This window comes from Bacillus sp. NS1 (assembly GCF_058248265.1).
Genome location: NZ_JBZAZF010000004.1, coordinates 177,908 through 189,704, shown reverse-complemented (window position 1 = coordinate 189,704; position 11,797 = coordinate 177,908). Strand labels below are relative to the sequence as shown.

13 protein-coding genes and 2 pseudogenes are annotated in these 11,797 nt (G+C 48.7%); 14 read left to right on the top strand and 1 reads right to left on the bottom strand.

Annotated features, from left to right (window positions below; genetic code table 11):
* The first annotated feature begins 4 nt into the window (after positions 1-4).
* Both AC4CV5_RS16630 and AC4CV5_RS16625 read left to right on the top strand, forming a co-directional pair.
* Positions 5-448, top strand: coding sequence for a nuclear transport factor 2 family protein (locus tag AC4CV5_RS16630; RefSeq protein ID WP_166853986.1), 444 nt, complete (start codon positions 5-7; stop codon positions 446-448).
* Positions 445-1,313, top strand: a pseudogene (locus AC4CV5_RS16625) (NmrA family NAD(P)-binding protein). Before AC4CV5_RS16630 ends, AC4CV5_RS16625 begins: the two are co-directional and overlap by 4 nt.
* A gap of 44 nt (positions 1,314-1,357) precedes the next feature.
* Here the strand turns inward: AC4CV5_RS16625 and AC4CV5_RS16620 are convergent.
* Complete coding sequence (locus AC4CV5_RS16620; RefSeq protein ID WP_490923305.1) at positions 1,358-1,711, bottom strand: amidohydrolase family protein; 354 nt, start codon at positions 1,709-1,711, stop codon at positions 1,358-1,360.
* 176 nt (positions 1,712-1,887) lie between these two features.
* Between AC4CV5_RS16620 and cotJA the strand changes: the two genes are divergently transcribed.
* The 12 genes and pseudogenes from cotJA (at position 1,888) to yesR (ending at position 11,797) form a co-directional block, all read left to right on the top strand.
* On the top strand, positions 1,888-2,136 hold the full coding sequence (cotJA, locus tag AC4CV5_RS16615) for a spore coat-associated protein CotJA (RefSeq protein WP_003219489.1): 249 nt from the start codon (positions 1,888-1,890) through the stop codon (positions 2,134-2,136).
* On the top strand, positions 2,120-2,383 hold the full coding sequence (cotJB, locus tag AC4CV5_RS16610) for a spore coat protein CotJB (RefSeq protein WP_222143750.1): 264 nt from the start codon (positions 2,120-2,122) through the stop codon (positions 2,381-2,383). Before cotJA ends, cotJB begins: the two co-directional genes overlap by 17 nt.
* 14 nt (positions 2,384-2,397) lie before the next feature.
* Complete coding sequence (gene cotJC, locus AC4CV5_RS16605; RefSeq protein ID WP_003219494.1) at positions 2,398-2,967, top strand: spore coat protein CotJC; 570 nt, start codon at positions 2,398-2,400, stop codon at positions 2,965-2,967.
* 122 nt (positions 2,968-3,089) lie between these two features.
* Positions 3,090-3,632 (top strand): GNAT family N-acetyltransferase, encoded by a 543-nt coding sequence (locus AC4CV5_RS16600; protein WP_222143751.1) that lies wholly within the window; start codon positions 3,090-3,092, stop codon positions 3,630-3,632.
* A gap of 27 nt (positions 3,633-3,659) precedes the next feature.
* Positions 3,660-3,960 (top strand): annotated as a pseudogene (locus AC4CV5_RS16595) (YesK family protein).
* A gap of 114 nt (positions 3,961-4,074) precedes the next feature.
* The gene (locus AC4CV5_RS16590; protein WP_166853981.1) at positions 4,075-4,704 is read left to right on the top strand and encodes a YesL family protein; all 630 of its coding nucleotides are present in this window, start codon (positions 4,075-4,077) and stop codon (positions 4,702-4,704) included.
* Positions 4,701-6,434, top strand: a complete 1,734-nt coding sequence (locus AC4CV5_RS16585) for a cache domain-containing sensor histidine kinase (RefSeq protein WP_490923302.1) — start codon at positions 4,701-4,703, stop codon at positions 6,432-6,434. The genes AC4CV5_RS16590 and AC4CV5_RS16585 overlap by 4 nt, the downstream gene beginning before the upstream one ends.
* Positions 6,434-7,540, top strand: coding sequence for a two-component system response regulator YesN (gene yesN, locus AC4CV5_RS16580; protein WP_166853979.1), 1,107 nt, complete (start codon positions 6,434-6,436; stop codon positions 7,538-7,540). The genes AC4CV5_RS16585 and yesN overlap by 1 nt, the downstream gene beginning before the upstream one ends.
* A 103-nt stretch (positions 7,541-7,643) precedes the next feature.
* Positions 7,644-8,927, top strand: coding sequence for an ABC transporter substrate-binding protein (locus tag AC4CV5_RS16575; protein WP_248602528.1), 1,284 nt, complete (start codon positions 7,644-7,646; stop codon positions 8,925-8,927).
* Positions 8,924-9,853 (top strand): carbohydrate ABC transporter permease, encoded by a 930-nt coding sequence (locus tag AC4CV5_RS16570; RefSeq protein WP_166853977.1) that lies wholly within the window; start codon positions 8,924-8,926, stop codon positions 9,851-9,853. Before AC4CV5_RS16575 ends, AC4CV5_RS16570 begins: the two co-directional genes overlap by 4 nt.
* 3 nt (positions 9,854-9,856) lie before the next feature.
* The gene (locus AC4CV5_RS16565) at positions 9,857-10,747 is read left to right on the top strand and encodes a carbohydrate ABC transporter permease (RefSeq protein ID WP_166853976.1); all 891 of its coding nucleotides are present in this window, start codon (positions 9,857-9,859) and stop codon (positions 10,745-10,747) included.
* A 15-nt stretch (positions 10,748-10,762) separates the two neighbouring features.
* Positions 10,763-11,797, top strand: a complete 1,035-nt coding sequence (gene yesR, locus AC4CV5_RS16560) for a rhamnogalacturonyl hydrolase YesR (protein WP_166853975.1) — start codon at positions 10,763-10,765, stop codon at positions 11,795-11,797.

The window sequence follows — 11,797 nt, the reverse complement described above, 5'->3', positions numbered from 1 at the left end:
ATAAATGTTAATGACTGAATTTGAAAAGGCATGTGACACATTGAGAAAATTTATGGCGTATATGCTTGAAAAAGACATGGAGAGCTGGACGGAGCTTTGGGATGAGAATGCGGTATTTGAGTTTCCGTATGCGCCGGAGGGGTCACCAAAAAGAATAGAAGGAAGAGCGGCCATTTACGATTATATTAAAGATTATCCTAAGCAGATTCATCTTTCTTCGTTTACGGCTCCGACAGTGTACCGCTCAGCAGATACGAATACGATCATCGCAGAGTTTCAATGTGACGGCCATGTGATCGAGACTGGGCTGCCGTATCGCCAAAGCTATATCAGTGTCATCGAAACGAGGGATGGCCGCATTGTGCGTTATAGGGATTACTGGAATCCGCTTGTCGTAAAAGAGGCATTTGGAGGATCATTTTTGCAAACAGAGGAGAGTGGAAGATGATGAAAAAGCAGCCGATTTTAATTACGGGCGGAACCGGCACAACTGGGAGCCGAATTGCCCAACGTTTAATAGGGCTCGGGTACAGGGTGCGGATTGCAAGCCGGAAAAAGGGCAAGCTTGCTGCTGCTGAATATGTGTATTTTGATTGGAAGGACGCCTCCAGTTTTACTCCTGCTCTGGAACAGGTGAAACAGATCTATCTTGTTGCCCCGGTTGGTGTGTTTGACCCTGCTCACTATGTACTCCCGTTTCTAAAGGAAGCAAAACGGCTCGGTGCTGAACGTGTGGTGATGCTCAGTGCGTCTGTTGTCCCTGAGGATGGCCCTGTGTTTGGTGCGCTTCATCGGGCAGTGCGCGAATTCCCTGAATGGACGGTGTTGCGTCCTTCATACTTTATGCAAAATTTCATCAATGTCCAGCATCGAATGTCAATTCAAACAAAGGGGCACATCATCACGGCTACTGGCGGGGGGAAGCTGGGGTTTATTGACGCTGATGACATCGCAGAAACGGCTGTGCGTGCTTTGATAGATGATGTTCCTCATCAAACACATCATATTCTGACAGGGCCTGAGGCGCTGGGCTATACCGAAGCAGCGGAGATCATCGGAGCTGCGGCGGGACGCCGGGTGGAGCACGTCAGTATTTCTCTTTCCGAGCTGCAGAATAGGATGGAGGCAGCAGGTTTGCCGGGGGATTATGCCCGTTTTATGGCGGAGCTGGATGACGCGATCCGCCATGGTGCGGAACATCGGGTAACGGATACAGTGAAGCGTGTGACGGGAAAAGAACCCCGTTCACTGACTGAGTTTGCCGCTGCTCATGCTGTATACTGGAAACGCTGACCTCATTTTGGACTGATTGATCTAGAAAGACCTTCGGCTTTGCCGAAGGTCTTCTTTTTACCGATTAAATAAAAAAAAGCTGAGCCGCGTTTTCAGCGCCGATTTTGTATCGGTCCGTTTCGCTGATTGGGCATTGGTCAAACCAGGAAGAGATTTCTTCCATCGTTTCATACGGATAGTCGACCGAGAAGAGGATGCGGTCTGAGCCGACCTCTAACAATGTATCAATTAAGGCCTGTGTTCTGAACACACCGCTTGTTGTGAGAAAAAAGTTTTTGCGGAGGTATTCGGTCGCCGCTTTCTTATGGTTGCCATGGGTTTCAGGACGCTGATGGCGCAGTCTGTGTTCAACCCGCGGCAGTGTAAACGGCAGGCCCTCGCCTATCGGGGTCATTTGTTCCTGGCTGGATAGGGGCATGAAGTACAGCCCGTTGTTTATGGCGAATCAGTTAACGCGTTTAACGCTGCTAGGTCCGCTCCGTATCGCGAGGATCGAAGGACAGATCAAGCTTCCTTATTAACGCTTTCAGTCATAATGATACCTCCTGCCTCATACCTATTAAGGTCATTGTTTTTGAGAAAGGAGGAGCCGGAATGAAGGATATGCAGCCGTTTACGCCTGTCAAATCATACACGCCCTTTCACAGCCGTTTTGATCCCTGTCCGCCCATAGGGAAGAAATATTACAGAACGCCGCCTAATCTCTATATGACCTTTCAGCCTGAGCATATGGAGCAGTTTTCGCCGATGGAGGCTTTAAGGAAAGGCACCCTTTGGAAGGATCTCTATGATTTTTATGAAAACCCTTATCGAGGGGGAGACGCACATGGCAAAAAAGGTTGATGCCGAATATTACCGTCAGCTTGAGCAAATACAGGCTGCTGATTTTGTGCTTGTTGAGCTGAGTCTTTATTTGGACACACATCCTCATGATGAAGATGCGCTGAAGCAATTCAATCAATATTCCGGCTATTCAAGGCACTTAAAAAGACAGTTCGAATCCTCTTACGGACCGCTTCTGCAGTTCGGCAACAGCCCCGCGGGCAAGGATTGGGATTGGGGAAAAGGGCCATGGCCGTGGCAAGTATAAGGAGGAATGCCTGAATGTGGGTGTATGAAAAGAAGCTGCAATACCCTGTCAAGGTCAGTACGTGCAATCCGACGCTGGCGAAATATTTGATTGAGCAGTATGGCGGAGCGGACGGCGAGCTGGCCGCGGCTCTCCGGTATTTGAACCAGCGATATACGATACCTGATAAGGTCATCGGCCTTTTAACAGATATCGGCACGGAGGAATTTGCCCATTTGGAAATGATTGCGACCATGGTTTATAAGCTGACGAAAGACGCTACGCCGGAGCAGCTGCGTGAAGCCGGGCTTGGAGATCACTACGCCAATCACGATGGCGCGCTTTTTTACCACAATGCGGCGGGCGTGCCGTTTACAGCGAGCTATATCCAGGCGAAGGGCGACCCGATTGCCGATTTATACGAAGACATTGCGGCAGAAGAAAAAGCGCGGGCGACGTATCAATGGCTGATCGATATATCCGATGATCCTGATTTGAACGATTCCCTGCGTTTTTTGCGTGAGCGTGAAATTGTACACTCCATGCGCTTCAGAGAAGCGGTTGAAATTTTAAAAGAAGAGCGGGATAAAAAGAAGATTTTCTAATGGGCAGATTGGCCTCTCTTTCATGCACCCCTTTTACATACAGAGAAAATGTCTGTTTTTGCCGTTAGGTCTGCATTATAATCAAGGTGTGTGCAAGCTTACTTTTTGATTGGGAGGCCTTTATGTCATCTTTTAAGATTAAGAGTGAAACGATTGCAGATGGGTTTTACGCGTGTCCGGCTGTGTATGGGGATGCAGAATCGATTACTGGGTTGCTCGTTCGAACTGCTGAATGGCTCCGGGATCGGGGCTCTAACCAATGGAGCGGACTGTTGGAAGGACAAGATACACATGATATCACAGGTTCCATTGAAAATGGACATGTGTTTGTGTTTAAAAAAGATGAAGAGCTTGCGGCTGTCGTGATGCTGCTGCCGGAACCGAGCGAGTGGGACCGGACGCTTTGGGGAGACGATGGCCATGAGGAGTCCATTTATTTGCACCGTCTGGCAGTCAGCCGCCGGTTTGCAGGACAGGGGCTTGGCGCGCGTGTCCTGCATTGGGCAGAGACGGGTGTTGACTATCCGGGGAAAACACGGATCCGGCTTGACTGTGTCGCTGATAACGATGCCTTGCACTCCTTTTATCGGCGTATGGGATATCAATTCATGGGTGCTGATGCATCTGGTTATCATTTGTTTGAGAAAGAGATTTCGGCAGAATAAGCGTCCTTTGCAGGAGGCTTTTTTGTCTTGTGCAAAAAGGAGGGAAGAGCTGTAGTCATTTTTTATGTGATAGGGTTTGTGACAGCTTGTATATCCGCTAGCGCATCCGTTTTTGTACGAATGAAGCTTTCAAAAAGAAGGTGGCCGGAATGGATGTTGGCCGGGCTGGTTGTGCTCGGTGTACTTACGATCTGGTACAGCATCTTTTTTGTCGGCGGATGGCATGGCGCTTGGACTGCTTGGATTTCATGTCATTTGCGGGGCCATTGCCGGATATCTGATCGAGTTGGTCATCCGGGTGCTAAAGGGGCGTTACAGAAAAAGGTAAGGGTGACTGCTGTCTCAAATAATGTCGAATTTTTCACAGGGCGGCAGGAATTTTCTTTCGGAAGGAGAAATACTTATTACTTCAAATGAAAGCGTTTTCTGGAGCGGGAAGGTGATGTTGATGATACACAGTGTGACGAATGGGCTGAATCGTTTTTGTACGTGGGTGATGAGACTGGCCTATTTGAATGTGCTTTGGATTTTGTTTTCTCTTGCAGGTCTGGTTGTGTTTGGGCTGATACCTGCTACTGCCGCGATGTTTTCAGTGACGAGAGAATGGGCGAAGGGGAACACGGATGCCCCAGTGTTTTCTGTCTTTTTTCGGGCATTCAAGAAGGAGTGGCGGGCAGCACAGATCCTTGGACTCATTCTTGTGACGGCCGGCCTGTTTCTGTTTGCGGATATGCGGATTGCGGCTCAGATGAATCAGCCTGTGCTCGTCAATGTGTTCCTGAGCATCAGCTTGATTTTCGCATTTGTTGTGCTGTATGTGTTTCCGGTGTTTTCTCATTTTGACGTGAAAGTCAGAGAAGTGCTGAGCATCAGCTTTTTGATTGCTTTCAGCCGTCCGGCGGTGACGCTCATGATGGCGGCGGGCGCTGTCGGTGTGCTGTTTCTCGTGTTGTTTCATGTCACGTTTCTGCTGTTTTTCAGCGGTAGTTTAGTGAGCCTGATCTTAACGAAGCTATCCTTTAAAGCGTTTCGGTCAATGGATCAGCGGCAGGAGAAAGAAAAGGCGGCATGAAAAAAAGAGCTGCTGGCTGGTACAGGCGTATGAAGATTAGGGATAAGCTGTTTGTGTTCCTTTCACTGATTATGGCTGTTTCCTTTTTGTTTGTATACAGCGGGGTGCAGTACGCCTTTCATGTGTATGATGAGCAGATTTACCGCAAATCCTCGGAGGTGCTGCGGATGTCTTCTGAAAGGATCGAAGACGAGCTGAAGAAGATAGAGGATGTGTCATATGAAATCATTACGGACGAACAGATTCAGCGCATTCTGAGCATGCAAAACCGTGATGATACGTACGATCAGTATCAAATGAAGCAGGAGCTGTGGGATCAGCTGGCGGAATATGCCGGCGATGAAAAGTATATCGATTCCATTCATTTGATTGATGCCCGCGGCTCAGAGTATTCAGCCGGAAGCAGTTCTTCAGATCTTTTGAAGCAGGAGCGGGAAGAGGTGTTTAAACGAGCCAAAGCGAAAAATGGAAGAAATCTTTGGATGACGCTCGGCGGATCAGATCCTGTCCTGATTTCGGCGCGGCAGATCAGATCCTTTCACCAGCTGAGTTTGAACAGCTTGGGCATGGTGCTGATCCAAGTCAATGTGAAACAGATGATTCGTGATGTGCCTAAGGATTGGGGCGATTCGGTCGGAGACATCATGATCGCCGACCAAGGCGGGAATTTGGTGTATTCGGCACATGCATCTGTGCTTGTGCCTGAGGCGGCAGAGGAGACGCTAAAGCACCCCGGTTATGACTTAATAAAAAAGAATGGCAAACGTTATTTTATTTCTTTCCTTCAATCATCCTATCAAAATTGGAGCTACTATAACGTCATCCCCTTTGATCAGATGTTCGAAAAAATTTCCTTTATGAAAACGGTGATTGGCACGTGTTTTCTTCTGTTTTTCTGTGTGGTTTTGCTTTTCGGAAGGAAAATCGCCAATAGTATCACGGAGCCGATCGAGCAGCTTGTGTCCGCGATGAAATCGGTGCAGGACGGCGGCATTGAGGCGGGCGTATCGCTTTCTCTGCCGGAACATACACAGGATGAGGCAGGCATGCTGAACCGCCATTTTACTGTCATGATGAAACGGATTAACGAGCTTATGGAAGAAAATGTGGAAAAACAGCTCATCATTAAAGAAACCGAATTGAAGGCACTGCAAGCCCAAATCAACCCGCATTTTTTGTATAACACGCTCGAGTCCATCAATTGGCTGGCAAAGGCGAATCAGCAAAAGCAAATCTCAAAAATGGTGGAATCGCTCGGTTTTCTTCTTCGAAACAGCATTCATATGAAGAAAGATATAGTGACCATTCAGGAGGAGGCGGACATCGTTCTTCACTATATGACCATTCAGCGGTTTCGATTTGAAGAGCGCCTAAACTTCACTTTGGATATTGACGATGAAGTGAAGCATTACCTCATTCCGAAACTGACGCTCCAGCCGTTGGCGGAAAATGCGATTCAATACGCGCTTGAGCCCTTCACAAGGCCGTGCGCCATCCGCCTTCAGGCGAAAAAGATGAAGGATTGTGTCTGTATTACGGTAGAAGATAATGGGCCAGGCATGGATGAACGGATGCTTGAAACATCGGGCGGTAGTGGAATCGGACTTTGGAATATTCGTGAACGCATCCGGCTGACATTCGGAGAGCCGTACGGCTTGCGCATTCAAAGTGGGCAAGGGAAGGGAACGAGGATTGTGATCACAATACCGTGCCGAAATGAGGTGGCGTGATGTATAAGATATTGCTAGCTGATGATGAGAGGATTATTCTTGACGGAATGGCAGGAATCATTGAGTGGGAGGCGCTTGGCGCTTCATTAATCGGCAAGGCGCAGAACGGGAATGAAGCGTATGAGAAGATCTTACATAAGCAGCCGCATATCGTCATTACAGATATCAAAATGCCCGGCATGGACGGGCTTGAGCTGATCAAAAAGGTGTCAGCCGTGAGTCCGTCGGTTCAATTTGTCGTCCTGTCCGGGTTTGGAGAGTTTGAGTACGCGAAGGCAGCAATGAAATATGGGGTCAAGCATTATTTGCTGAAGCCCTGCAATGAACAGCAGATTATCAGCTCACTGGAGGAAATCATTGCAGAACTGAAGCAGCATGAGGTGCGGAAAAAGAAAACCGCTCATCTGAAACATGAGCTCGATCATATCCGTTCTTTTGCCGCCGATCAATACTTGGAGGGGGTAATCGCCGGTGTGGCCCAGCTGTCTCCGCCGCCTTCACTTGCCGAAAAAAAGGTCCGCCTCCTGATTTTAAAAGGAGAACAATCTGTTGATGCCGCGGCTAGAGAAGCGCTCGGTTCGGCGCTGACAGCGGTTTGCAGCAGCGGAGAATGGACCGTGCTCGCCGTGGAGGAGAACGCCGCTGAAAAGGCGGCGGACGTTTTCGCGGACCGCCAGATGGCAATCAGTCAGGCGGGAGAACTCCGGCACGCTGGGCAGCTGTTTCGTGACACAGCCGAAGCGTCTGGTGACTTGCACGGGAGCGCAGTGATTTTGAAAATGATCAGGCTTGTTGCCGACGAGCTCGGAAATCCGAACTTGTCCTTAAAATGGGCGGCGAAGGATATGCTGTTTATGAATCCTGATTATCTCGGGAAATTATTTAAACAGGAAACAGGGGAGAAATTTTCCCAATACGTTACGCGAGTGCGTCTTGAGCATGCGATGAAGCAGATGAAAATAAGGCGGGATGCGAGTGTATCAGAAATTGCAGAAGAAATAGGGTTTGGCGATAATCCGAAGTATTTCAGTCTCGTCTTTAAAAAATATACCGGTCTGACACCGTCAGAATTCAGAAGAAAACAGGGAGGCGCTTCCGCAGGATAGCCATCTCTGTTTTTTTTACTTTCGCCACTGTTTTTTGAGTGTTTCGCCCCATCTGAACGCTTTAAAATAAAATGTAAGCACTTACATTAAAGGGGGGATTGGTTTGAAGAAGATTTGTTACGTGCTGTTATCGCTTGTCTGCGTCTTTTTTTTCAGCGCATGTTCTGCGGGTGAAGAGGCATCGGGGAAAAAAGAAGACATTACGCTCAGAATCGCATGGTGGGGCGGGCAGCCAAGGCATGATTATACAACGAAGGTGATTGAACTATATGAGAAAAAGAATCCGCACGTCCATATTGATGCGGAATTTGCGAACTGGGATGACTACTGGAAAAAGCTTGCTCCGATGTCTGCCGCCGGCCAGCTTCCTGATGTCATTCAAATGGATACCGCTTATTTGGCACAGTATGGAAAGAAGAACCAGCTGGAAGATTTAACCCCGTATACAAAGGATGGAACGATTGATGTCAGTTCAATCGACGAGAATATGCTGTCAGGCGGAAAAATTGACAATAAGCTCTATGGGTTTACGCTGGGCGTCAACGTGCTGTCTGTGATTGCAAATGATGATTTGCTGAAGAAAGCCGGTGTGTCCATCAATCAGGAAAACTGGGCGTGGGAGGATTACGAGAAGCTGGCGTATGACCTTCAGGAGAAAGCCGGCGTCTACGGCTCTAACGGAATGCATCCGCCTGATATTTTCTTCCCTTATTATTTGCGCACGAAGGGTGAACGTTTTTATAAAGAAGACGGCACAGGCCTTGCGTATCAGGATGATCAGCTGTTTGTCGATTATTTTGAGCGGCAGCTGAGGCTGGTGAAAGCGAAAACATCCCCAACACCTGATGAAAGCGCACAGATTAAAGGGATGGAGGACGACTTTATCGTCAAAGGCAAGTCAGCGATTACGTGGAACTACTCCAATCAATATTTGGGCTTTGCCCAGCTGACAGACTCGCCGCTGTCTCTTTATTTGCCGCCGGAGCAAATGAAGGAAAAGGCGCTGACGCTGAAGCCGAGTATGCTGTTTTCGATTCCGAAAAGCTCTGAGCATAAAAAAGAGGCTGCAAAGTTTATCGATTTCTTCATCAACAATGAAGAAGCCAACATGCTGATCAAAGGCGAGCGGGGTGTTCCGGTTTCCGACAAGGTGGCGGACGCGATTAAACCGAAGCTCAATGAGGAAGAAGCCAACATCGTAGAATATGTAGAAACCGCATCAAAAAACATCAGCCAAGCCGATCCGCCGGAGCCTGTAGGAAGCGCGGAGGTCATCAAGCTGCTGAAGGATACGTCTGATCAGATTCTGTATCAGAAGGTATCGCCGGAAAAAGCCGCCAAAACGTTCCGGAAGCAGGCCAATGAGATATTAGAGAGGAATAATTGACGGGAAATGGGGCTGATGCAATGAAAAAAAGCCGGAGTATGAGAAAAGACAATCTGGCGGGATATGCTTTTATTTCTCCGTTTATTATCGGGTTCCTTTGCTTTACAGTGATTCCGATGGGGGCGTCCCTGTTTCTGTCCTTCACAAACTATGACTTGTTTACGGCTCCGAAATGGATCGGCCTAGACAACTACAAAGAAATGTTTACGGGTGACGAAAAGTATTGGCAGTCTCTCAAGGTGACGTTTACGTATGTACTTGCCGGGGTTCCGCTCCGCCTCGGCTTCGCGCTTTTTATCGCTGTCATTTTAAACAATGCAGCAAAAGGAACGGCCATTTACAGAACGCTCTTTTATCTGCCTTCCATCATCGGCGGGAGCGTGGCCGTGGCGATTATGTGGCGGAATATTTTTGGCAATGACGGGGTCATCAATGCGCTGCTGTTTTTTGTCGGAATTGATCAAAAAATCCTCTGGTATCAGGACCCGACAAGTGCGCTGTGGACATTGATTCTGTTGTCCGTCTGGCAGTTCGGATCATCGATGCTGATTTTTCTGGCCGGGCTGAAGAACATTCCGTCATCGTATTTGGAAGCGGCAAGCGTGGATGGGGCAAATCGGGTGCAGCGTTTCTTTAGAATTACGCTTCCGATCCTCACGCCGATTATTTTCTTTAATCTTGTGATGCAGACGATTTCCGCTTTTATGACATTTACACCTGCCTATATCATCTCGAAGGGCGAGGGCGGGCCGCTTGACGGGACGCTTTTGTATTCGCTCTATTTGTTCCAGCGGGCGTTCAACTATTTTCAAATGGGCTACGCATCGGCGATGGCGTGGATCATGCTGATCATTGTCGGGCTGATTACGCTGATTTTGTTTAAAACATCGTCATATTGGGTTCATTACGAGTCAAAGGAGGAATGACGGATGGATCCGGTCAACCAGCCTGTCAGAGAAGCCCCGGTTTTTGAGAGAAAAAAAGCCGGGCGCGTCAGGCCCAAACGCATACTGTTCCATGTTTTTACGGCATCGCTGGCGGTGTTATTGCTGTACCCGGTCATTTGGCTGTTTGTCAGCTCGTTTAAGGAAAGCTCCAGTATTTTTACAACCTCTCATTCTCTCATTCCCGATCCTTTTATTCTCAGCAACTATGCTGAAGGATGGAAGGGCATTGCGGGGCAGCCGTTTCTGACCTTTATTAAAAACTCGGCGATCATTGTCGGGCTGTCAACAATCGGCGCCGTCCTGTCATCGGCTGTCATTGCGTACGGATTTGCGCGCATCCCGTTTAAGGGGAAAGCGTTCTGGTTCGCCTGTATGATGGGGACGTTAATGCTGCCGCATGAAGTGCTGATGATTCCGCAGTACATTTTGTTTGCGAAATTAGACTGGCTGAATTCTTTTAAACCGATTGTCGTTCCCCAATTTTTCGGGCATGCGTTTTTTATTTTTCTGATGATCCAGTTTATCCGGACGATTCCCGAGGAGCTGGATGAAGCCGCGCGAATCGACGGCTGCGGGCGTTTTGCCTGCTTTTGGCGGATCATTCTCCCGCTGATTGCCCCGGCGCTTGCGACGTCTGCGATTTTCTCTTTCTATTGGAAGTGGGAGGAGCTGATTCAGCCGCTCTTGTATTTGAATAAGCCGGAGCTTTATCCTGTTTCACTTGCGCTGAAGCTTTTCCTCGATACGGAATCGGCCTCAAACTGGGGTGCGATGTTTGCCATGTCGGCCGTCTCGTTATTGCCTGTGATTCTTGTATTCTTTTTGTTTCAGAAATATATCGTTCAGGGCATTAGTACGACCGGATTAAAATAAAAAGGAGTGTTGCAGATGGCACAGCTTATTTTTGATGAAGAAAAGGTGACGTCCGTCATTGACCGGATCGTGAAACGGACATTTCAGATGGATTTTGCGTGGGATTGGCCGGGCGGCGTCGCATTTTACGGCGTGGCGGAGGCTTATGAAGCGACGGAAAACGAGGAATATATCAATCTGCTAAAAACGTGGGTGGATGAACAGCTGGAGGATGGGCTGCCGCCGCTTTCGATCAACGGGGTTTCCATCGGGCATACGCTATTGTTCCTCCACAAGGTGACGGGTGATCACGTGTATTTGGAAACAGCGGGCGAGATGGCGGAATATGTGCTGCATAAAGCGCCGCGCTTTGGCGAGGGCATCCTTCAACATACGGTTAATTCGGCAGAATATGTGTTTCCTGAGCAGGCATGGGCGGATACGCTGATGATGGCGGGACTGTTTCTGCTGAGAATCGGGCGGGTGATGGAGCGTGAGGATTATTTTGAAGACGGCCTTCGCCAGTTTCACGGACATGAGGATGTGCTTCAGGACCCTGTCACGAATTTGTACTACCACGCCTGGGACAACAAAGCGCAAAATCATTTGTCGGGGATTTATTGGGGCAGGGCGAACGGCTGGGCGGCACTCACGATGGCGAAGGCACTCCCGCTCATTGAGGTGACGCATCCTTCCTTTATGATCATCGACGGATCGCTTAGGGATCAGCTAAGCGCACTTGTCCGCCTCCAGGACGATACAGGGCTGTGGCATACCATTTTGGATGACCCGGATTCGTATCTCGAAGTTTCGGCATCGGCAGGTATTGCTTCTGCTCTGCTGTCGAGCGGAAAGCTGTATACGAAATATGCGCAGAAATCGCTTGCCGCCATATTAGATGCGGTGGAAGAGGACGGACGGGTCAGCAAGGTATCGGCCGGAACAGCCGTCATGAAAAATGCCGAAGGCTACAAACAGGTGCCTTACAAACGAATACAAGGATGGGGACAGGGACTTGCGCTGACGTTTCTTGCTGATGTATTGAGAACGAAAAAACGCGTGTATCAGTAA